This is a genomic window from Acinetobacter marinus (assembly GCF_900096915.1).
In the GTDB taxonomy this organism is placed as follows: Bacteria; Pseudomonadota; Gammaproteobacteria; order Pseudomonadales; family Moraxellaceae; genus Acinetobacter; species Acinetobacter marinus.
The window spans coordinates 44765-66458 of sequence record NZ_FMYK01000004.1 but is presented as its reverse complement, the minus strand read 5'-3'; the positions used below and the strand labels follow the sequence as shown (position 1 = coordinate 66458).

20 protein-coding genes are annotated in these 21694 nt (G+C 41.4%); 7 read left to right on the top strand and 13 right to left on the bottom strand.

The window, feature by feature from the left end; translation table 11 throughout:
- Nucleotides 1-193: 193 nt before the first annotated feature.
- Nucleotides 194-1150, bottom strand: a complete 957-nt coding sequence (gene ispH / locus BLQ60_RS08610) for a 4-hydroxy-3-methylbut-2-enyl diphosphate reductase (RefSeq protein ID WP_092618931.1) — start codon at nucleotides 1148-1150, stop codon at nucleotides 194-196.
- Nucleotides 1151-1264: 114 nt separating this feature from the next.
- Between ispH and gmk the strand changes: the two genes are divergently transcribed.
- The 5 genes from gmk to BLQ60_RS08585 all read left to right on the top strand — a co-directional run bounded on the left by gmk (nucleotide 1265) and on the right by BLQ60_RS08585 (nucleotide 5469).
- Complete coding sequence (gene gmk, locus BLQ60_RS08605) at nucleotides 1265-1888, top strand: guanylate kinase (RefSeq protein ID WP_092618928.1); 624 nt, start codon at nucleotides 1265-1267, stop codon at nucleotides 1886-1888.
- Nucleotides 1889-1983: 95 nt separating this feature from the next.
- The gene (gene rpoZ, locus BLQ60_RS08600; protein WP_092618925.1) at nucleotides 1984-2262 is read left to right on the top strand and encodes a DNA-directed RNA polymerase subunit omega; all 279 of its coding nucleotides are present in this window, start codon (nucleotides 1984-1986) and stop codon (nucleotides 2260-2262) included.
- A 299-nt stretch (nucleotides 2263-2561) separates the two neighbouring features.
- The gene (locus BLQ60_RS08595) at nucleotides 2562-4664 is read left to right on the top strand and encodes a RelA/SpoT family protein (protein WP_092618922.1); all 2103 of its coding nucleotides are present in this window, start codon (nucleotides 2562-2564) and stop codon (nucleotides 4662-4664) included.
- Between the two features lie 41 nt (nucleotides 4665-4705).
- On the top strand, nucleotides 4706-5089 hold the full coding sequence (locus BLQ60_RS08590; protein ID WP_092618919.1) for a RidA family protein: 384 nt from the start codon (nucleotides 4706-4708) through the stop codon (nucleotides 5087-5089).
- Nucleotides 5090-5274: 185 nt separating this feature from the next.
- On the top strand, nucleotides 5275-5469 hold the full coding sequence (locus BLQ60_RS08585) for a bacterioferritin-associated ferredoxin (RefSeq protein ID WP_092618916.1): 195 nt from the start codon (nucleotides 5275-5277) through the stop codon (nucleotides 5467-5469).
- A 127-nt stretch (nucleotides 5470-5596) separates the two neighbouring features.
- Here BLQ60_RS08585 and BLQ60_RS08580 read toward each other — a convergent pair whose 3' ends face one another.
- Nucleotides 5597-6142 (bottom strand): Uma2 family endonuclease, encoded by a 546-nt coding sequence (locus BLQ60_RS08580; RefSeq protein ID WP_092618913.1) that lies wholly within the window; start codon nucleotides 6140-6142, stop codon nucleotides 5597-5599.
- A gap of 213 nt (nucleotides 6143-6355) precedes the next feature.
- On the opposite strand from BLQ60_RS08580, the gene bfr reads away from it, so the two are divergent.
- Nucleotides 6356-6829, top strand: a complete 474-nt coding sequence (bfr, locus tag BLQ60_RS08575; RefSeq protein WP_092618910.1) for a heteropolymeric bacterioferritin subunit Bfr — start codon at nucleotides 6356-6358, stop codon at nucleotides 6827-6829.
- A 61-nt stretch (nucleotides 6830-6890) separates the two neighbouring features.
- Here bfr and tfpZ read toward each other — a convergent pair whose 3' ends face one another.
- Nucleotides 6891-7610: a TfpX/TfpZ family type IV pilin accessory protein gene (gene tfpZ / locus BLQ60_RS08570; protein ID WP_342028145.1), complete on the bottom strand. Its 720-nt coding sequence runs from the start codon at nucleotides 7608-7610 to the stop codon at nucleotides 6891-6893.
- A gap of 227 nt (nucleotides 7611-7837) precedes the next feature.
- On the opposite strand from tfpZ, the gene BLQ60_RS08565 reads away from it, so the two are divergent.
- The gene (locus BLQ60_RS08565) at nucleotides 7838-8281 is read left to right on the top strand and encodes a pilin (RefSeq protein ID WP_092618905.1); all 444 of its coding nucleotides are present in this window, start codon (nucleotides 7838-7840) and stop codon (nucleotides 8279-8281) included.
- Here BLQ60_RS08565 and BLQ60_RS08560 read toward each other — a convergent pair.
- The 10 genes from BLQ60_RS08560 to gltB all read right to left on the bottom strand — a co-directional run bounded on the left by BLQ60_RS08560 (nucleotide 8255) and on the right by gltB (nucleotide 21311).
- Nucleotides 8255-9205 (bottom strand): glycosyltransferase family 2 protein, encoded by a 951-nt coding sequence (locus tag BLQ60_RS08560; RefSeq protein ID WP_092618902.1) that lies wholly within the window; start codon nucleotides 9203-9205, stop codon nucleotides 8255-8257. The two genes, BLQ60_RS08565 and BLQ60_RS08560, sit on opposite strands and share 27 nt — an antisense overlap.
- Nucleotides 9206-9556, bottom strand: a complete 351-nt coding sequence (locus tag BLQ60_RS14270) for a GtrA family protein (RefSeq protein WP_092618899.1) — start codon at nucleotides 9554-9556, stop codon at nucleotides 9206-9208.
- Between the two features lie 4 nt (nucleotides 9557-9560).
- Nucleotides 9561-11024, bottom strand: coding sequence for a glucosyltransferase domain-containing protein (locus BLQ60_RS08550; protein WP_171259086.1), 1464 nt, complete (start codon nucleotides 11022-11024; stop codon nucleotides 9561-9563).
- Nucleotides 11025-11089: 65 nt separating this feature from the next.
- Nucleotides 11090-11521 carry a pilin gene (locus BLQ60_RS08545; RefSeq protein WP_092618893.1) on the bottom strand — a complete coding sequence of 144 codons (432 nt, stop codon included), beginning with the start codon at nucleotides 11519-11521 and terminating at the stop codon, nucleotides 11090-11092.
- 259 nt (nucleotides 11522-11780) lie between these two features.
- Nucleotides 11781-12374 (bottom strand): TPM domain-containing protein, encoded by a 594-nt coding sequence (locus tag BLQ60_RS08540; protein WP_092618890.1) that lies wholly within the window; start codon nucleotides 12372-12374, stop codon nucleotides 11781-11783.
- Nucleotides 12368-13528, bottom strand: a complete 1161-nt coding sequence (locus BLQ60_RS08535) for a TPM domain-containing protein (protein ID WP_092618887.1) — start codon at nucleotides 13526-13528, stop codon at nucleotides 12368-12370. Before BLQ60_RS08535 ends, BLQ60_RS08540 begins: the two co-directional genes overlap by 7 nt.
- A 26-nt stretch (nucleotides 13529-13554) precedes the next feature.
- Entirely contained in the window at nucleotides 13555-14145 is a 591-nt protein-coding gene (locus tag BLQ60_RS08530; RefSeq protein WP_092619545.1) for a LemA family protein, read from the bottom strand.
- A 97-nt stretch (nucleotides 14146-14242) separates the two neighbouring features.
- Nucleotides 14243-15124, bottom strand: a complete 882-nt coding sequence (locus BLQ60_RS08525) for a metal-dependent hydrolase (RefSeq protein ID WP_092618884.1) — start codon at nucleotides 15122-15124, stop codon at nucleotides 14243-14245.
- A 204-nt stretch (nucleotides 15125-15328) separates the two neighbouring features.
- Nucleotides 15329-16750, bottom strand: a complete 1422-nt coding sequence (locus tag BLQ60_RS08520; protein ID WP_092618881.1) for an FAD-dependent oxidoreductase — start codon at nucleotides 16748-16750, stop codon at nucleotides 15329-15331.
- A 79-nt stretch (nucleotides 16751-16829) separates the two neighbouring features.
- On the bottom strand, nucleotides 16830-21311 hold the full coding sequence (gene gltB / locus BLQ60_RS08515) for a glutamate synthase large subunit (protein WP_171259090.1): 4482 nt from the start codon (nucleotides 21309-21311) through the stop codon (nucleotides 16830-16832).
- Nucleotides 21312-21694 lie beyond the last annotated feature (383 nt).

The window sequence follows — 21694 nt, the reverse complement described above, 5'->3', positions numbered from 1 at the left end:
TTTAGCCATTACCCCAATACAAAGATAATACAATAACGCCGTCAAGAAATACATTTCTTGATTAACGATTGCATTTTAAAGATAAGTGGTAACACAGAGAAAGTTTGATTGCTTTTCTTACAATCCAAGAATGATTTAAAGGGAGCACATGCTCCCTTAGTTATTATTCAGAACGCACTTAACGTGCAAAATATTATTCTGTAACTTCGGTGGTTTGGATGCGTAATTCTTTAGGCAAACTAAAAGTAATATGTTCTTCCTGACCAGCCAACTCTTCAGGATAGCTTGCGCCCCATGCTTGCAGACGTTCAAGCACTTGTTTAATTAAAATTTCAGGTGCTGATGCGCCAGCCGTCACGCCAATTTTACTTTGAGAACCAAACCAGTCTTGATGCATTTCATCTGCATTATCAATGAGAAAGGCTTTTTTCCCCATACGCTCTGCAAGCTCACGTAAACGGTTTGAGTTCGATGAATTTGGCGAACCGACCACCAGCACCACATCGCAACGCTCTGCCAAATCACGCACGGCATCTTGCCGATTTTGTGTGGCGTAGCAAATATCATCTTTACGAGGCCCTTGAATTTTAGGGAATTTTTCACGCAAGGCTTCGATCACTTTGGATGTATCATCGATAGACAATGTGGTTTGAGTGACAAATGCCAATCGATCTGGGTGACTCACTTGTAAGTCAGCCACATCTTGCTCATCTTCCACCAAATAGATTTGACCACCATATTTGGTATCATATTGCCCCATCGTCCCTTCGACTTCAGGATGTCCATGATGACCAATCAAAATCGCATCCGTCCCCTCTCGAGAATATTTCGTCACTTCGAAATGCACTTTAGTCACCAGCGGACAAGTTGCATCAAAGACTTTGAGTTGGCGTTGTTCAGCCTCTTGCTGTACAGCTTTGGACACACCATGCGCACTAAAGATCACAATCGCATCATCAGGCACTTGATCGAGCTCATCGACAAAGATCGCACCACGTTGCTTGAGATCATCGACCACAAACTTATTATGCACCACTTCATGACGCACATAGATCGGCGCACCAAAACATTCTAGCGCACGATTCACAATGGCGATGGCACGGTCTACGCCTGCACAAAAGCCTCGAGGATTCGCCAAAAGTATTTGCATGATTCACCTAGTCGTTTTGCAATGGTTTGATCAAATGATCGGTGTTTTGGGTTTTGTTTTGAAAGACATTCTACTACAATCTACAACAAATACGATGATACAGGAAATTTACACATGTCAGGTCTACTTTTTGTGGTGGCTGCCGCATCTGGTACAGGCAAAACCTCGTTGGTCAAAGCCTTATTGGATCGCTCCAGCAATCTGCATGTGTCCGTTTCACACACGACTCGCCCGAAGCGCAATGGTGAGTTGGATGGCATTCATTATCACTTTACCGACAAAGAGAGCTTTACAAGCCAAATTGAGCAAGGTGGTTTCATTGAATATGCCGAAGTTTTTGGCAACTATTATGGGACGTCGCAGCGCACAGTCGAAGAACAACTGAAACAAGGGCATGACGTTTTATTAGAGATCGACTGGCAAGGCGCAGCGCAAGTACGTCGTTTATTCCCAAAATCCATTCAAATATTCATCCTACCACCAAGCCAATTTGATCTGCGTCAGCGCCTGTCGAATCGTGGCACAGACAGCGTCGAAGTCATCGAACATCGCCTAAGCTGTGCTGTCTCTGATATGCAACAATATGTCAATTTTGACTATATCATCATCAATGACTTTTTTGATCGTGCATTGCATGAGCTTGAGTCAGTGATTATCGCCAATCGCCTCACCCTTGCTCAGCAAGCCAACCGTCACGGTGATTTGATTCAGAATCTACTTAGCCCCAAAGGCAAATAATTACTGATTCTTGATTAAAATTTTCAGCTTGAGTCAGATCAGCAATTTGGCTATAATTTGCGACTATTTTAATTTCAGAGAATACAGGGCAGATCATGGCACGCGTAACTGTTGAAGATTGCTTGGAAAATGTAGACAACCGTTTTGAGTTGGTACTGGTTGCGAGCAAACGTGCCCGTCAAATCGCACGTCAAGGCGTAGAACCAACTGTAGAATGGGACAATGACAAACCCTCTGTAGTGGCACTGCGTGAAATTGCTGAAGGTCATGTGAATAAAGACATCTTAAAGCAACGTGATCAAGATCTTGATCACAATCAGTTTGATCTTGCTTTATCAAGCGATGCAATCAATCTCGATAACTTTAGTTTCTAATTTAAAGCGCTTGAATTGCTCGCTGTGGCGTTTCATCTTTTTCAAAAATGATGCTTTAAATCAAAAAACACCAATGTATTTCGCATTGGTGTTTTTTATTTTTTGCTTCCCTGTTTGAATAAATACATCTTGGCTCACCTGCTAAGCCAAACTCTCATCAAACGATTTCAATATTTGTTGTACATTTCGCTTAAATCTTAGGCGTTTCTATAGAAAACATTTGACAAAAAGGTCAATTTGTTTTTCATTATAAGATTCATTTTATTTTTGCGACATTCAGTTTTTAGGATCCATCTTCTATGCCAGGTGATGCCGTCAGCCATGCCAAGCAACAACTCCAATCCATCATTACGCCTTACTTAGCACCTGAAAAAGTAAAGCTGGTGATGGAGGCTAGCGACTTCGCCGATGAAGCGCATGCAGGAGTGACGCGTAAAAGTGGCGAACCCTATATTCTCCATCCAATTGCGGTGGCGTGCTTACTTGCGCACATGCGAATGGATGCAGACACTTTGGCAGCAGCATTACTGCATGACGTGATTGAAGATACTGAGGTCAGCAAAGAGCAAATCACCGAGCGCTTTAATGCCACAGTTGCGCATTTGGTTGATGGCGTGACTAAGCTCACCAGCTCCAGTGACAAGCAATACAACAAAGCGGCGTCGTTCCGTAAATTTTTGCAGGCGACTTTACAAGATCCACGTGTCATTATTATTAAACTCTCCGACCGCTATCATAATATGACCACGCTCGATGCGCTTCGCCCCGATAAGCGTGAACGCATTGCCCGTGAAACCTTTGAAATTTATGTTCCAATGGCACGACTGGTCGGTATGAATGAGATGGGAGATTGGCTAGAAGATCTGTGTTATCAAAATCTTGACATCGATATGTATGCCAGTATTCAGCAAGCACTCTCAGAAACAAAGCTGAAGCGTGAAGAATATCAGAATATTTGGGATCAGCGACTGCACCAAATCCTCACTGAAAACAATATCGAAGGTCGCATTAAAAAGAAAAATAACAATACCAACTTACTCCGCCATTTTATTAAAAACAAACTTGATCTCAATCAACTCACCAACAGCCATGCCTTTGATATTATTTTACAGCGGGTACAAGACTGTGACGATTTGTTCAAACACCTCACCGAACAATTCACCACGATCAGCTACACCGATCATATTCGCAAGCCGATGCCTGGCGGTAATCAAGCCTTATTATTAGAGTTACAAGGCGATAAGACCTTTTTAACGCTGAACATTCAAACCGAGCTGATGCGCAAAACCGCGCGTTTTGGCATGGTACTCGGCGATGCTGCCCCGCAAGCCTGTCGCTCTGCGATCCAAGCCTCCTTACAGAGTCTCAATGATCTGATTGACGAAAGCTGTGCCAAGACCACTTTTAACGACTTACTCGATTATCTGCATCAAGAAAAAATCATCGCCTACACACCACAAGGGCATATCCATGAGTTGCCTCGTGGCGCAACTGCGGTCGATTTTGCTTATGCTGCCAGTTTATTTTTAGGCAATCATGCAGTTGGGTGTAAAATCAACGGTGTGCAAAAACCACTTTCCACGCCAATTCTGAATGGTCAAGTGGTGGAAATTATTACTGATGTGCTCGCCACGCCAAATCCAGATTGGCTCAGCTTTATCAACACACAAAAAGCACGTCGTGCCATCCAAAATATTTTACGTGAGCAAGATGTGGATGAGCAGATCTTGATTGGTCAGCAAGCCTTAAATCGTGCCTTAAAAATGTTTAATGATTCGATTGATCAGCTTTCCGATAAAGATTGGCAGTGTTTATTAGAATGGCGACATGTGGAAACAAAAGATGCGTTATTTGAGCAAATTGCCGTAGGTGACCTCTTACCACAGTTGGTGGCAAATAGACTACATCATCAGCAATCCACACAAACTGACAATACGCTGGTGCTGATCCAAGGCACTGAAGGTGTCGAAGTCAAATATGGACATTGCTGTAATCCTGTCTTTGGTGATCCGATCATGGGACACCTCACGCGTCGTGGACTGATCGTACATCGCACCCAATGCAATAACTTACAGCAAGAGCAACATAAGCATCCCGAAAACATCATGCCGCTTTCATGGTATGATCAAAACCCTGAAGGTGCTCGCTTCCATGCCTATCTTGCCATTGATGAACTGCTCGATGATGAACAAACCTCTGAGGCGATTTACCATGCACGTAAAGCCAATGCAGGGGTCGAAGCGGTTCAACATGAAAATGAAACCACCTATTTTAATATTGTGGTCAATGATCGACGTCATCTTGCAAGTATCATTCGAGAATTACGCATGACCCTGCATTTTCCAAAAATTACACGACTCTTTATGCCTTTTGCAAACCATCAATCTGCAAAAGTAAGCTAAACAACACATTCATCGATAAACACAACAGGAGAAACTCTCCCATGACACGTCAAGTGATCCACACAGAACATGCACCCGCTGCGATTGGCACATATTCACAAGCGATTTTGGTAGACAACACCTTATATCTTTCAGGTCAGATTGGTCTTGACCCATATAGCATGGAGCTTGTCGATGGGATTGAGGCACAAATTCGACGTGTATTCGACAATATCAAAGCAGTCTGTGCTGCCGCAGATGCTAGTCTCGCTGATTTTGCAAAACTCAATATCTTCCTAACCGACCTCTCTCATTTTCAATTGGTCAACCAAATCATGGGCGAATATTTTGCCCAACCCTACCCCGCTCGCGCAGCACTTGGCGTTTCAAGCCTCCCAAAAGGGGCTTTGGTCGAGATGGATGGAATAGTGTGTATCAATAATTAAATTTTTCAATATAAACAGTATCTTAAATATAGTCCTTAAAAACAAGGTCACAAGTTATCGATCAAAATTTAACTTGTGATCTTTTTTTCCAATCGTGATTAACATAAAAAACAATGAAATTGATTGACAAACGATAACAATTATCAATAATATTACTTATCCAATTCACACTCAGGTCTAATCTGATGTACATTTGTTTATGCCGTGGAATTACCGATCAAGACATCAAAGATGCCATGCAAAATGGCGCACAGAGCTATCGTGAAGTGCGTGAAATGCTGGATCTTGGTACCTGTTGTGGTAAATGTGCACCTGAAGCAAAAGCGCTCATTTCAGATGAACTGGCGCAAATTGCAGCACGAATTTCTGTTGCAGCATAAGTGAATCATTCAAACTACAACAATAAACAAAGATAAGCGCAAACTACTCCTCCCCCACCTCGACTCAAGATGGGTTTATTTTTATTATTTTCAGTGTTTTAAGTGAAGTTTAATTGATCCATATTTTTTAGAATTCAATCCCATCATAGACCTCTGCAACTGACAGCTTTAAGCCGACCGACTGTAGAATCAATTCATCGCCCATTTCATAATATTGCGCTTGCCAATCATCTAAGCGACTACGCAACTCAACCCACTGACGCTCTTGATCGACCATCAGATATTCTTGAAGCGTTGGAATGCGCTGATACTCTTGTAATTTAAATGTTTTATCATAGCTTTTGGTTGATGCAGACAGCACCTCAACGATCAAAATTGGCGTTTCGACAAAATACATATTGGGCGACAATTTTGAACAATCCACCATGACATCAGGATAATAAAAATTGTCGGCAATACGCACCTTCATATCATTCATAAATGGACGACATGGCTTGCCTTTTAAGTGAAGATTCAATGTGGTAAATATATTTCCTGAAATCACATTATGGATTGCACTAGCACCGACCATGGCAAAAACCTCACCATTGATGAATTCATGTTTGATGGTGCTATTTAATTCACCTTGGATATATTGTTGTGCATCGATCCGATGTTTGTTCGCAAAGCTCATATCCCACCTGCGTGGCATTGTTCATTGATCAATCACTATAGCATAGCCGCCTCAAAGGATATATTTCAGATACACGATAATTTTTTGTTCACAGCCATATTCATTTTTATTCTCATTTGCCGTTCTAAAAAGTCCTCGCACATCCACCATGAAACGCTTAGACTATTTATAAATTAAGTGATTTGAATTTTTTTATATTTTTGGAGTGCGATCATGCAAGGTAGTAAACAAGTCATTCAACAGCTCAATCAAGTGCTTTTTCATGAGTTGACGGCGATCAATCAGTATTTTTTGCACTCTCGCATGTTTAACGACTGGGGCATCGAAGGTCTTGGCGAAGCGGAATATAAAGAATCGATCCGTCAGATGAAACATGCGGATAAAGTCATTGAGCGTATTCTATTTTTAGAAGGTCTGCCAAACCTACAACATCTAGGCAAGCTGTATATTGGTCAGCATACCGAAGAAGTGCTGAAATGTGATGTACGCAAGGTCAAAGAAAATATCGAAGCGTTACAATCTGCGATCGTGATGGCTGAACAAGAGATGGACTATGTGACGCGCGACTTGCTTCGTAGCATCTTAGAGAAAGATGAAGATTATCTCGACTGGGCGGATACACAGCTTGATCTGATCGGTAAAGTCGGTATTGAAAACTTTATTCAGAAGAATATGGAAGAGGAATAATCTTTTCTTTTTCTTAAAAAATCCCGCTGTGTGCGGGATTTTTTCTGTGCTAATTTCAATGTTATTTCCACGGTCGAAGATCGACGATTTTAACCACTTCGCCTTTTTCTTTATTAATAAGTACAGTCATATCTATTGCATTGGCTTTCAATGGCACGAATGCCGTTGCAGAAGGGTTTTTCTCAATAACCTTCCATACAAGCTCTGGATCATTATACTTGTTAAGTAAACTTAATTCCTGTGCTTTTTCATTTATCATCTTTGAGACTTGCGTAAATGGCACATATCTAGCTGGCTTTTGTGCAATTGAAATGCCATTAAAAATTTCATCGAACATATCATCTGACTTTATCTTCTGATCTGTAGAAAATTGAACACCTACATATTTAGGTTTAAACCATGTCGCTTGAAATAATGTTGTTCCTTTTTCTTTTGAATTAATCACCAATTCATTATTACGAATCAACTCAAATTGATCAACATTATAAGCAATCCAAACTGGTCGACCTGCAGCGATAAAGTTCATTCCATAAATCAACGCAATCAATTGAAGAAAGATAATTGCCCCTAAGTCAAACTTTAATGATTTTTTAGATTCATTGTAGACCACAAAGCACAGTAATGGTCCCATGATAATATCCACAAATATCAATATTAAAAATATATGTGTTACCCCTGTAGCTTTAGCTAAAGGATAAGGATACCAAATAAAAAATACAATTAAGATTACAACAAGCGCAAATAAAAACGAAATGAATAAATGACTCGCTAAAAATCTCACACGATTAGACTTCACTCGACACCAGGCACCAACATAAAATGTAAGTCTATGATACTCAATACAGTTTGTACATCAAATTAATACTTGTCATTTTGTTGCGATATTTGTCAGTTGTCGGCATTTTGCTCCATGCTATTTTAACAGCGCAAACCCAATACATTGTTTATAAAACTTTTTTTATTGGCACTATTATTGCAAAATATTTTATAAAATAGGGGTATTTCAAAATGCAAAGAGGTTTTACCTTAATAGAGCTCATGATCGTGGTAGCAATTATTGGTATTTTAGCTGCGATTGCCATTCCAGCATATCAAGACTATATTGCTCGATCTCAGGTTTCGGAAGCACTCATGTTTGCAAGTGGCTATAAAAATCAAGTCAGTGATATTTATTGGCAAACAGCAAGCTGCCCTACTTTAACCGAGCTTGGACTTTCCAGTAATACAATTTCTAGTCGGTATATTTCAACTATTGATTTAACCACGTTGACAGGTTATCAATGTTCAGTTTCATTGACTTTTAAAAATTCAGACGTATCAAAAGGTCTTCAAGCGAAGACGCTGAGCTTCTCAATGCTCACTGATACAGCCAACCCAGCAACAAGTATTTGGAAGTGTACATCTACAGATATTCCTCAGAAATATCTACCTAAATCGTGTACTGGTATCTGATAATTTTCTGCTTGACTCCTTTAATATATATCGAGGTCGTTGCTTTACCTCGGTATATACGCGTCCCAAATATTCACCTAATACGCCAATACCGATTAATTGCACACCACCCAAGAATAAAATAGAAACTAACAAGGAAGGATACCCCTTAACAGGATTCCCCCAAATTAGCGTTTGCAATATCATCCAAGCACCGTATAGAAATGCAAATAATGCAATAAAAAAACCAATATATGACCAAACACGTAGTGGCAAAGTTGAGAAATTCGTCACACCTTCGATCGCCAAATTCCATAATTTCCATCCATTGAACTTTGTATGACCTGCGACGCGTGCTGTTCGAACATATTCTAATACCACCGTCTTACCACCTACCCATGAAAATATTCCTTTCATAAACAAATTGCGTTCCGCAAGCAGCAAAATTTGCTGGACAACTGTGCGATCAAGTAATCTAAAATCACCAACATTCTCTACAAGTGCTGGAGAGCTTATTTTGTTATGTAGTTTATAAAACCAATATGCTGTAGACCTTTTTAACAGTGAGTCACTGTCTCTGTTGATGCGTTTTGCAAGGACAATTTCTGCACCATTATTCCAAGCCTCGATCATCTGAGGGATTAGCTCCACAGGATCTTGAAGGTCAACATCTATCGGAATCACCACATCACCTGTTGCATATTCCAATCCAGCCATCAGTGCAGGCTCTTTACCGAAATTGCGCACAAAATGAAGGGGTACAATAAGTTCATCCGTACTCGCAAGCGTATGAATAATTTGCTCGGTAAAATCTGTACTACCGTCATTGACAAAAACAATTTCAACTTCGTATGATAAAAAGTAACGATTAGATCGAATAGTTGAATAAAAAATATCAATGGTTTCTTGTTCGTTAAATACAGGTACAACGAGTGAGATTTTCATTCATTCTCCAAATACCATTTTTTTTGATAGAAAAAAACCAAAAAAGAAGCTAATAGCTGATGTTATAACCAATGTCAGAAGTGGCGTCAACTCCACTCGATCAGCAAAAAAACCGACCAAAAGGCTTATTGTCCCTAGCATAAAATAAAAGATGATAAATTTTTTAAACCTCATCTTGGCTTTAAAATTGAATATTGAATTCAAGACATATGAAAAAAAACAAGCAACACTAAATCCCATAAAATTACAAAATGCTTGACTTGACATAAAGCAATAAAAAGCAAAAAAAACAAGCCAATGTATCAATGTATTTAAAACCCCAATTAGAAAATATCTTATAAAAAATATCATCAACCTACTCTTTCTCTAAAGGCTTAAAATATATCAACAAGTTATTATTTGAATCTGATGCTATATAATAAAATAACCGATCATCCACAATTTCAAATTTTTTATTTTTTTCCAAATAGTATTCAAATTTCTCCTTATCGCCACGAAATTTAATATATTTAAGCTGATATGGGAAAAAATTTTGAATTTTATAAGTGTAATAAGACCCATTAGCAATAATATTTTTTATCACAGGATATTTATAGACTATTTGTTGCACAGTGTAAGGCGTAGATTCTCCATAAAAAATTATTGTAGTATTCTTATTTATTGATTTATTATTATGAATAGTTTCAAGAAGATCAAAAATCACCATATCATCAAAATTTTCTTTATATTTTTGTGCATTAGATACATTAAGTGAAATTGATAAAAAATAAAAGTTCACAAAGAAAAGTAGAAAACAATTACACTTATAAAGCCTGTAATACAAAATAATTTTGTAAGCAGATAGCAATAAAAAACTGGTATAAAATCCATAAAAAATAAATGTCCGATATTCAAATCGAGGAACATCTAAAAATAAATTTACTCCAGCAGCAGTACAAACAAAAGAAAAATGAACTATTAAGAAAGCAATTAACCCTAGATAAGAAAATAGCTTAAAAAAATAAATTACATTTAACAGTAATAGGTATATAAAAATTACCAAATAAATATATCCACTATCACCTTGAAATAATATAGATATTTCTCTTATGGCTACAGTTAAATTTGGCACAGCATTTGCGATAGACATTTGTGAGTGTGTCGTTGAATACCAATTAAAATCTGTTGTAAACTTCATAATAGTGAAATAATACAAAACAAGTGAAACTGCAAAAATCACAAAATATAACAATGACTGTCTAAACCATAGCTGAAATGATTTATAGGAATTATTAGAATTTAACTTGTAAATAACAAATAGTGCCGTACAGACATACGCCACTATCGCTGGCTGATAAAGACCTAATGTAAAATACAATAAACAAGTTGCAAATATATACCTCTTTTGATTAACAAAATGTATTGCTAGCACAGAGAATAGTACAGCAAGCATCATAAAAAGTGAGTCGTATCTAAAGTATAAATTTGATAGTAAGAATGGGCTTAAAAAAATCGGTGAAAATACCAACCATCCTTCAAAATTTTTCCAAGTATCAAAAAAGTTATTCACATAGTGGGAAACTATCAAATATAAAAATAATAAAGATATGATTTGAGGTAATGGCGTTAAATCAGTAAAGCGCCTACCTAATCCGAGCAAATAATACAACCAATCTGCAAAAGGTCGAAAATCCCCACCCCAATTATAATAGCCGCCTGCTGCACGATAATTATCGTCAAAATAATAAATGCTTGGGCTTAGAAGTGCCCAAATCCACAAAAGATTAAATCCTATAAAAATAGGATACTTATATTTTTTAATAATCGATAAATCAAACATTCCCATACTCATAAATAAAATAAGCCCTCTAAATTAGAGAGCTTATTAATGAAATCAATAACGAATTAAGAACCAGTACATGATTTTGGAAGATATTTTTGTAATGCATTAGATGTACATGCCCAGGTTACAGAACCAGTAGCATCAGTAGGAGTAAGTGTCAAAGTTGAGCCCTGAATTCCTTTAGATACACCAGAAGATTCCATTGTTGCAGTAATTACACCATCATCTACAGCTACATTATCTACATATGAACCTTTGATGTCTGCAGAAGCAGGAATACCATTTGAACCAGAGTCAATACCTGTGAATGTACCGATTTGACCATAAGTTTCTGTTACATTAGTTTTTAGACCACTAGATAGTGACATTGCTTCTGTCATTTGTGAACGAGCGATATAATCTTGATATGCAGGAATCGCAATTGCTGCCAAGATACCGATGATCGCTACAACGATCATGAGTTCGATGAGTGTAAAACCTTTTTGAGCGTTCATAGAGTTCTCCCTAGAGAATAAGTTGTTTGTTCGCTTTATTAGCGACTATTTCGCTATGTTGTATTTATTGCATAAGTTGTGCCAACTTTATGCAGGTTTGATTTTATATTATAAAACAGCAGGTTACGCAACATATTTTTTAAAAATATTTTTTAGTGTGATTTTTATCACATTTTTAGCGTTAGCTACTGACGTTTTTTGTCAGTATTTACCCTTTTCAAAAAACAATCATTTATCTTCACAAGTGCTTTTTATCTTTCTACAACAATTTCGGCATATCAGACAATTCATTCCCCTGCGGATCAGGCTGTTGTGCCAAATCCTTACTTTCATGTTGCTGATAAAACTGATTCAGTGTTTCACCCAACTGTGCGACAGCATGACAGATACCATCCGCAAATTGTTTTTCTTTGAAGAACGGTAACATCGACTGACAAACAGTTTGCCAATATTCAGCCGTGACCGCTTGGTGAATGCCACGGTCTGCGACAATCTCCACATCATGCTCACACAGATTGAGATAAATCAACACCCCACTATTATATTCGGTGTCCCAGACTCGGTATTCGGCAAAGAGTTGTTCGGCACGTTGCTGGCAGTTGTGTTCAAAGGCGACTGCATTCGGCAGACTGCCCTCGATGATCACTTGGATTTCACCACGATGACCCTGCTCAGCATCACGGATAGCATCGGCAATTTGCTGTGCTTGGCTAGGATTAATGACGCTTTTACTGGATTTAAAATAAAACAGATGTTTGAACCAGCGTTTTAAACTGGGTTGTGTTTGGTCGTGATGGCGTTTTGTCGCAATTACCGTTTCACCATCGGTCTGATGCGTTGCTTGATCTACCATGAGCCTGATGCACCTCCACCGCCAAAGCTACCGCCACCACCACTGTAGCCTCCGCCACCGCCGAAGCCTCCACCACCACTACTTCCGCCACCACCTCGACCTGAACCGCCACCGCTGAGAAATGCTTGGAATAAAATCTGCGCCAGTGAGCTAATGACCAAGAAAAACATGCCAAAACCGAGCGCAAGACTCATGACTAAACCAATCCCATTAAACATACCAAGTGCCGTACCTGCGATACCCGCACCCAACGCTGTCAGTTTACGACCGAAAAATGCCGATGCAAGCACCGAAAATATCAAGATAAATAATGATAATCCGAGTGTACTTTCTTGCGCTTGCTGTTGTTGATGGGCTTGGGCTTGACGTTGCTTCAACTCTTCAGCCGCTTGTTGTGCAACTTCGGGGTCTTGGCTCAAGACACGATCAATTTCCGTCAGTGCATCATTTAAACCTTGTGCATATTGCTGTTGTTTAAATTGCGGTTTGATTTGGTTTTCTATGATTTGATGGTTGATAATATCAGGTAGCACACCTTCCAAGCCATAACCTGTCAGGATTTGGATACGGCGGTCATTCAGCGCCACCACGATGAGCAGACCATTATCACGCTCTGCCGAACCCAATTTCCATTCTTCGGCAACACGCATGCCATACTGAAAAATATCTTCTTGCCCTGTGCTTGGCACGATGACAATACCAATCTGCGCCTTACCCTCTTGGTAAATCTTTTGAATTTTTTGGCTTAGTTCAGCATTTTGCGCCGCACTCAGCACATTGGCTTGATCAATAATTGGCGCATTGAGCTGTGCGGGCAATTCACGCTGTACAATACTTTCATCTGGCGATGCACTATCTGTAGCAGTTGCTGTGGTTGACGTGCTTGTTGATTGATTCTGGTTGTTTGTTTGCTGATTTGAACTCTGGGTTGATGTTGCGTTTTGATTCGTTTGCTGACTATTAATCTGTGGAATTGCTTGATGATCTTGTAAGACTTTTCCAGCGACGATGATGTCTTCTACATCGTTATCGACCGCAACGGCTTGTTCGGCGTAGCTCGCTGTGCTCAGAAAAAGACTGACACACAGTGCAAGCCACACAAAAATAATTCGTATGGCTTGATTCATCGGCTGAACTCGCTTGATTTCACTCATCATCGCTCTGAAAAGCATTCCATCAATTATTCAAAGCTGACTTTTGGCGCTGTCGCTGCACCCGCTTCAGCTTTGAAGTTAGGCTTGGTATCCATGCCGATCACTTTTGCCGTCATCACTTGCGGGAACTGGCGAGCATAGCTGTTGAAGTCTTGCACCGTGCTGATATAGCGATTACGTGCGACTGCGATACGGTTTTCTGTGCCTTCGAGTTGGACTTGTAAGGCTTGGAATTGCTCATTGGCTTTGAGGTCTGGATAGTTTTCTGATACAGCGATCAAACGTGACAACGCCCCTGTGAGCTGCGCTTGTGCCTGTTGATATTTCTCAAAAAGTGCAGGATCGTTCAGCACTTCCGCATCAACTTTGAGCCCTGCAACATTGGAGCGAGCTTGCGTCACTTCGGTGAGGACTTGCTCTTCATGTGCCGCATAGCCTTTCACCACATTGACCAAATTTGGCACCAGATCGGCACGACGTTGATATTGGTTCTCCACCTCTGACCACGATGCGGTCACGGCTTCGTCTTTGACTTGGAGCGTATTATAGCCACACCCCGTTAAGCTCAAACTCGCCACCAAAGCAGTTGCTGTCATCATTTTTTTTAATGCATTCATTCGATCACCCATGCGTTGTTCACGCTTACTTAATTTTCTTGAGTTATCTCATTGTATCAATTCAAAATGATCTTTCTATTTCAATTTGTATATCACTTCACAAAATGCGATGCACCGCATCAAATCCTTGCATGGCATATTCTTTAGCCAGTTTTTCTTTCCAAAATGTCAACTCTTGATCGTAATTGATCTGCTCAGGATTAAAATCATCTCGATAATAAGACAAATACTCAGGTAATAATTGAATCAACATTTTTGCGATCAGATACACGCCAAAGACATTACCGCCAATTTTCGGCAGACTTTTCCATTTATCCTGCCAAAACAATCGACTGGCAGAATAAAAAGTCAAACTCGCAAAGCCCGAGGTTACTGTACGCATCACTTTGCGACGCATGGCATGATCAGCATAAATCGCTTGATAGGTGTTATATGCCACCGCGCGATGCTCTACTTCTTCGATCGCATGCCAAATCCATAGCTTGACCGCATCCTCATCGAGGCTACTCAAAATCTCAGGATGACGTAAAATGAATCCGCCAAGCAATGCTGTAAAATGCTCAAATGCACAGGTAATGGCAAGCTGTGTTTTCTTGGGTAATGCTTTGACTTTATCATCTTGTCTTGCAAGCCAATTTTGAAAATGATCCAACTGATAGTCATCTCGGCGCCAAGCATCATTAAACTCAGTATGTGCTTTAGAATGCATCGCCTCTTGCCCAATAAACGCAGAAATTTCGGCTTGAAGTGTCTGATCTTGGACACGATCACGCACATTGCGTACACTATGCACAAAGAATTGCTCACCAATCGGAAAGGTTGAAGATAGCGCAGTCAATAAATGTGACATGATAGGTGAGTTGGCAAAATAATGCCTCGAAATCGCATTGGCATTAAACTGCGGGCGACGTACAGAAATGCCTTTGGCTTGTGGACGTTGTCGATAGTTTTTTGTTGTCGTTTCTAACATTGTTGTCATTGCATTGCCTCTCGCAAATCAATTTAGACAATGATTATTGTCGAGTTAATAAGTTGTGGCTATGGCGATAATCGACTGTAAATTGGCAAGAGTGTTCAACACTGGATGATTTTCTAGATTATTTTTTCAGGATCAATGGTAAATTTCCAAGCATAAAAAAGCCCACGATGGTGAGCTTTCTTAGAAAAGATTTAAAATCAGCGGTTAAACGTCTAAATAATCCAAGATACCTTCTGCAGCTTGACGCCCTTCCCAGATCGCAGTCACTACAAGGTCTGAACCACGCACCATATCGCCACCAGCAAAGATTTTAGGATTCGAGGTTTGGAATTTGAACTCTTGCTCTTCCGCTGCAAGTACACGTCCAGAACCATCTAAGTCGATTTTCTGATCTGCAAACCAATCCGCAGGACTAGGACGGAAACCAAATGCAAGCAGTACCGCATCCGCAGGTAAGATTTCCTCTGAATTTGGCACAGGCTCAGGACTACGACGACCACGGCTATCAGGTTCGCCAAGTTGCGTGGTGACCACTTTCACGCCAGTGACTTTGCCATTTTCACCCACGATTTCGATCGGTTGGCGGTTAAATAAGAAGTTCACACCCTCTTCACGGGCATTTTTTACTTCACGTACCGAACCTGGCATATTGGCTTCATCACGACGGTATGCACAGCTTACAGATGCGGCATTTTGACGGATTGAAGTACGGTTACAGTCCATCGCAGTATCACCACCGCCAAGTACGATGACCTTTTTGCCTTCGACACTGACATATTCGCTTGGATCAGTTTCCCAGCCTTGGCAACGATTGACATTGGCAATCAAGAAATCGAGTGCATCATACACGCCATTCAAGTCTTCGCCTGGGAATCCACCTTTCATATAGGTATATGTGCCCATGCCCATGAATACCGCATCGTATTCTGCGAGCAACTGCTCAATGGTCACATCTTTACCGATTTCAGTATTCAAACGGAATTCCATGCCCATGCCAGTGAAAATCTCACGGCGACGCTTCATCACGTCTTTTTCCATCTTGAATTCTGGAATACCAAAAGTCAGTAGACCACCGATTTCAGGACGTTTATCAAATAATACTGGCTTCACACCATTGCGCACCAAAATATCCGCACAGCCCAGACCCGCAGGACCTGCACCGATAATGGCAACTTTTTTATCTGTCCATTTCACTTGTGACATATCTGGACGCCAGCCAAGTGCAAATGCGGTGTCATTGATGTATTTTTCCGCATTACCAATTGTCACTGCACCAAAGCCGTCATTCAAAGTACACGCACCTTCACACAGACGATCTTGTGGACAAACCCGACCACAAACCTCAGGCAAGGTATTGGTTTGATGACACAACTCTGCCGCTTGGAAAATACGACCTTCAGCAATCAGCTTCAACCAGTTTGGAATGTAGTTGTGTACTGGACATTTCCATTCGCAATATGGGTTACCACATTCCAAACAACGATGCGTCTGATTGGCAGCAACATCCGCCGTGTATGGTTTATAAATTTCCACAAACTCTGCTTTGCGGACAGTAATATCCTTTTTATCTGGATCTTGACGAGGAACATCCAAAAATTGAAAGCTATTATTTAGGCGCTCTGCCATGTTTCTCTCCGTGGGTAGATGCGAACGTCAGTCGTATATTGGGTTCGAGTGACGTCGTATCTGCCTATTCAATGCAGGGTTATTGTGGATCAGCTTGTGTGGTTTTCAGCAAGGTCAACAAGTTGGCGGCTTTCGGTTTAACCAGCCAGAATTTACGGCTGTAATAGTCAAACTCGTTGCGAATCTTGTATGCCCACGCACTACCTGTTTCTTGGATATGCTCATCAAGAATCTTCATCAAGAACTGTTGATGTTCTTCCATCGACTCTGTTGAGATACGGGTTAAATCGATCAACTCATGGTTGTAGTAATCGACAAAATCATTATCCAAGTCAAGCACATAAGCAAAACCACCTGTCATCCCTGCACCGAAGTTGTGACCCACTTTACCGAGTACAGTGACGATACCACCTGTCATATATTCACAGCAATGGTCGCCTGCACCTTCGATCACCGCAAATGCACCTGAGTTACGCACGCCGAAACGCTCACCTGCAGTCCCTGCGGCAAAAATCTTACCACCTGTGGCACCGTACAAGCAGGTGTTACCAATGATTGCGGTATTTTGGCTTTGGAAAGGTGAACCTTTTGGTGGAGAAATCGAAATTCGACCACCCGCCATACCTTTACCGACATAGTCATTGGCATCGCCTTCGAGTTTGATATGCAGACCGCCTGCATTCCACACACCCAAAGACTGTCCTGCTGTTCCTTGCAACTTCAAGGTCACAGGTGCATTACTCATACCCAAATTGCCGTGACGTTTGGCAATTTCACCTGACAAACGGGCACCGATCGAACGGTCACAGTTACACACGGTATAGTAGAACTCGCCACCTTGACATTTTTCAATTGCAGGCAACATGTCTTTGACCATTTCTTCAGCCAACAAGCCTTTGTCATGCGGCGCATTGCCTTGTACTTCACAGTACTGCGCTTTACCGTCGGCACTTGGATGTGACTCAAGCAATGGTTTTAAGTTCAAATGTTGCTGACGATCTGTTTCACCTGGCAAGATTTCCAAGAGATCAACTCGACCAATCAAATCTTTCAATGAACGCACACCAAGCGCTGCAAGCAATTCACGGGTTTCTTCAGCGATAAAGCGGAAGAAGTTAATCAACATCTCAGGTTCACCAATATAGTGCTCCTGACGCAAGTGATCTTGCTGTGTTGCAACACCCGTTGCGCAGTTATTTAAGTGGCAAATACGCAAGTATTTACAACCGAGTGCAATCATTGGTGTAGAACCAAAACCAAAACTTTCCGCACCGAGAATTGCCGCTTTAATTACGTCAACACCCGTTTTCAAACCACCATCAGTCTGTACACGGACTTTGCCACGCAAATCATTGACACGTAATGCTTGATGCGCCTCAGAAAGACCCAATTCCCACGGCGAACCCGCATGGTGAATTGATGAAATCGGTGATGCTGCTGTACCGCCGTCATAACCAGAAATAGTAATGAAATCGGCATAGGCTTTCGCTACACCTGCGGCAATCGTTCCCACACCTGGTTCAGAAACCAATTTCACAGAAACCATCGCACTTGGGTTGACTTGTTTTAAGTCAAAAATCAACTGTGATAAATCTTCGATCGAATAAATATCATGATGCGGTGGCGGTGAAATCAAAGTCACACCCGGTACAGAATAACGCAAACGGGCAATCAAGCCATTCACTTTACCACCTGGGAGCTGACCGCCTTCACCTGGTTTTGCACCTTGTGCCACTTTGATCTGCAATACTTCAGCAGAGGTTAAGTAGGCAGGTGTCACACCGAAACGACCCGATGCAATTTGCTTAATTTTCGAGTTACGAATCGTGCCATAACGTGCAGGATCTTCACCGCCCTCACCTGAGTTTGAACGACCACCAATGGTGTTCATGGCAATGGCAATCGCTTCATGCGCTTCAGGGGACAATGCACCCAAAGACATGCCTGCAGAGTCAAAGCGTGGCAAGATCTCTTCTACCGCCTCAACTTCATCAATCGAAATTGAATTGTCGGTTTTCAGTTTAAATAAATCACGAATCGTTGCCACTGGACGAGTATTGACCAAATTGGCATATTCTTTAAAGTCTTCGTATTTGCCCGAACGCACTGATTTATGCAATGCATTGATCACGTCTGGGTTAAAGGCATGATATTCCTTACCAAATACGAACTTGAGTAAACCGCCTTGATCGATTGGCTTACGTGCTTTCCACGCCAACTCTGCCAATTTTTTCTGATCATTTTCAAGGTCGCCAAAGGTTGCGCCTTCGATACGACTTGGCACACCGATAAAGCAGGTGTCCACCACTTCTTTAGACAAACCAACTGCTTCAAACAGTTGACCGCCACGATATGATGCAACGGTTGAAATACCCATTTTTGACAGGACTTTCATCAAGCCTTTATCGATACCTTTACGGAAATTCGCTTGGGCTTGGATTGGATCACCGAGTAGCTCACCTTTGGCAATCAAATCATTGATCACATCATGTGCAAGATATGGATAGACCGCAGTCGCACCAAAACCGAGTAGCACCGCAAACTGATGCGGACCACGTGCCACACCTGTTTCGACCACAATGTTTGAATCGGTACGCAAACCTTGCTGAATCAAATGGTGATGCACCGCACCTGTTACCAATACCGCATTGGCTGGTAAATAGCCCTCACGAATATTTTTATCCGACAAAATCAAGATCGACTTGCCATCACGGATCGCTTGCGCAGATTCTTCACAGATACGTTTGACTGCCGCACCCAATCCTTCTGACTCTGGATAGTTCAAATCAATTTCAATCTGACCATAACCCTCACGCTCAAGGGTACGAATCAAGTGCATTTTTGAATTTGACAGCACTGGACTTGAAATAATCAAGCGATCAGCATGATCAGGACCTTGTTCAAAGACGTTCTGTTCACGACCAAGACAAGTCTCAAGTGACATCACGATCGACTCACGCAGTGGATCGATTGGCGGGTTGGTCACCTGTGCAAACTGTTGACGGAAATAGTCAGACACATGGCGCACTTGACGTGACAATACCGCCATTGGCGTATCATCACCCATTGAGCCAACCGCTTCTTGACCACTTTCTGCGATCGGGCGAAGCAATTGATCACGCTCTTCAAAAGTGACCATAAACATTTTTTGTGCGGCTTTGAGGGCATCACCTGTCAAACCTTGATCAACTAACTTTTCTTCGAGCTGTACGTCACCTTGCAACTTCATTGAACGATCACGCAACCACTCACGGTACGGACGCATTTTTTTCAAGTGGTTGCTGACTTCTTGGGTATCGAGAATGTTGCCCGTTTTGGTATCAATCGCCAAAATCTGACCTGGACCAACACGACCTTTAGAAATCACGTCTTCAGGCGCATAATCCCAAACACCGATTTCTGAAGCCAATGTGATGTAGCCGTTTTTGGTGATGACCCAACGTGCAGGACGCAAACCGTTACGATCGAGCATACAGATCGCATGACGACCATCTTGAATCACCAGACCCGCAGGACCATCCCATGCTTCCATATGTTTTGAGTTGAACTCATAGAAAGCACGCAGATCGGCATCCAAAGTTTCCACGTTTTGCCATGCTGGTGGCACGAGCATACGCAGCGCACGGAACAAGTCCATACCGCCACCGACCAAAATCTCGAGCATATTATCAAGGCTCGATGAATCCGAACCAGTACGGTTGACCAATGGGGTCAACTCAAGCAAGCCTGGTAAAAGTGGATTTTCAAATTTCGGGGTACGTGCAAATGCCCAGTTACGGTTGGCAGTAATGGTATTAATCTCACCATTGTGCGCCAAATAACGGAACGGCTGTGCCAATGGCCAGCGTGGCAAAGTATTGGTCGAGAAGCGCTGATGGAATACGCAGATATGCGACTCCAGACGAGCATCCGCCAAATCGGTATAAAAATCCGCAATCGCCTCAGGCATCATCAAGCCTTTATAGCTGATCACGGTCGACGCCAAGGTCGTAATATAAAATAATGAATCGTTTTCTAATTTTTTCTCAGCACGGCGACGAGCCAAAAACAGCTTACGGTTAAACTCATCTTCCGCCAAACCTTGCGGATTATTCACCAAGATTTGCTCAAATGCAGGTAAAGAGCGTAGTGCAATTTCACCCAAAACATCTAAGTTAATTGGGACTTTACGCCAAGTCGCCACAGTCAAACCTGCTGCTTCAATTTCCGCATTGACGATTTTTTTTGCATGCTCAGCAAGCGCAGGATCAAGGTTTAAAAAGACCGTACCTGCCGCAAAAATTTCTGTTAACTCTGAACCGAGTTTCTGCGCTTCTTCACGAAAGAATTGTTTTGGCATCGCAAGCAACAAACCACAACCGTCACCCGTCTTACCATCCGCTGCAATCCCGCCACGGTGGGTCATACAGCTCAAACTATGAATGGCCGTTTCCACCAAGTGATGGCTTTGTTTGCCTTGCATATGTGCAATCAAACCAAAACCACAGTTGTCTTTAAATTCATGCGGCTGATACAAACCTTTGGCTTGATCAGTGGGAGCTACAGTATTGAGCGATGGCATGTGCATAGCGTACCCTTCTTAATGAAGATGACTCAGCAACTGAGTCAAGAAACCGAAAAAACCAAAGCATTATCGTTACTAATGTTTGATCGCAACCCTAAGCGACTAAACACCTTAGACAAGACTGGCAACAAAACGAAAATCAGAGGAAACCGTACTGTTAGAAAGCATGCTGTGAAATGTTTAGCGACGTATTTTCTCATTGAACAACCAACCAATGCAAATCCCGATTTGCAAGCTGATGTGTTTGATGAACAGGAGTGTAACTATAGAATAAAAGTATTCTGCAACAATCGATTTTATGTCGATTTAAGGAATTAATAAAGCAATAAATATGCCATATAAATTAAATAAATACTATTTCACAAACAATGAGTTACAAA

Coding starts and splice junctions, on each gene's coding strand:
- ispH (WP_092618931.1), bottom strand. CDS start 1,150: ATGCAAATACTTTTGGCGAATCCTCGAGGCTTTTGTGCAGGCGTAGAC.
- BLQ60_RS08580 (WP_092618913.1), bottom strand. CDS start 6,142: ATGAGCTTTGCGAACAAACATCGGATCGATGCACAACAATATATCCAA.
- BLQ60_RS08540 (WP_092618890.1), bottom strand. CDS start 12,374: ATGGTAGATCAAGCAACGCATCAGACCGATGGTGAAACGGTAATTGCG.
- BLQ60_RS08545 (WP_092618893.1), bottom strand. CDS start 11,521: ATGAACGCTCAAAAAGGTTTTACACTCATCGAACTCATGATCGTTGTA.
- BLQ60_RS08590 (WP_092618919.1), top strand. CDS start 4,706: ATGACACGTCAAGTGATCCACACAGAACATGCACCCGCTGCGATTGGC.
- BLQ60_RS08520 (WP_092618881.1), bottom strand. CDS start 16,750: ATGGCAGAGCGCCTAAATAATAGCTTTCAATTTTTGGATGTTCCTCGT.
- BLQ60_RS14270 (WP_092618899.1), bottom strand. CDS start 9,556: ATGATATTTTTTATAAGATATTTTCTAATTGGGGTTTTAAATACATTG.
- gltB (WP_171259090.1), bottom strand. CDS start 21,311: ATGCCATCGCTCAATACTGTAGCTCCCACTGATCAAGCCAAAGGTTTG.
- BLQ60_RS08560 (WP_092618902.1), bottom strand. CDS start 9,205: ATGAAAATCTCACTCGTTGTACCTGTATTTAACGAACAAGAAACCATT.
- BLQ60_RS08585 (WP_092618916.1), top strand. CDS start 5,275: ATGTACATTTGTTTATGCCGTGGAATTACCGATCAAGACATCAAAGAT.
- bfr (WP_092618910.1), top strand. CDS start 6,356: ATGCAAGGTAGTAAACAAGTCATTCAACAGCTCAATCAAGTGCTTTTT.
- BLQ60_RS08525 (WP_092618884.1), bottom strand. CDS start 15,124: ATGACAACAATGTTAGAAACGACAACAAAAAACTATCGACAACGTCCA.
- BLQ60_RS08530 (WP_092619545.1), bottom strand. CDS start 14,145: ATGAATGCATTAAAAAAAATGATGACAGCAACTGCTTTGGTGGCGAGT.
- rpoZ (WP_092618925.1), top strand. CDS start 1,984: ATGGCACGCGTAACTGTTGAAGATTGCTTGGAAAATGTAGACAACCGT.
- gmk (WP_092618928.1), top strand. CDS start 1,265: ATGTCAGGTCTACTTTTTGTGGTGGCTGCCGCATCTGGTACAGGCAAA.
- BLQ60_RS08535 (WP_092618887.1), bottom strand. CDS start 13,528: ATGAGTGAAATCAAGCGAGTTCAGCCGATGAATCAAGCCATACGAATT.
- BLQ60_RS08550 (WP_171259086.1), bottom strand. CDS start 11,024: ATGTTTGATTTATCGATTATTAAAAAATATAAGTATCCTATTTTTATA.
- BLQ60_RS08565 (WP_092618905.1), top strand. CDS start 7,838: ATGCAAAGAGGTTTTACCTTAATAGAGCTCATGATCGTGGTAGCAATT.
- BLQ60_RS08595 (WP_092618922.1), top strand. CDS start 2,562: ATGCCAGGTGATGCCGTCAGCCATGCCAAGCAACAACTCCAATCCATC.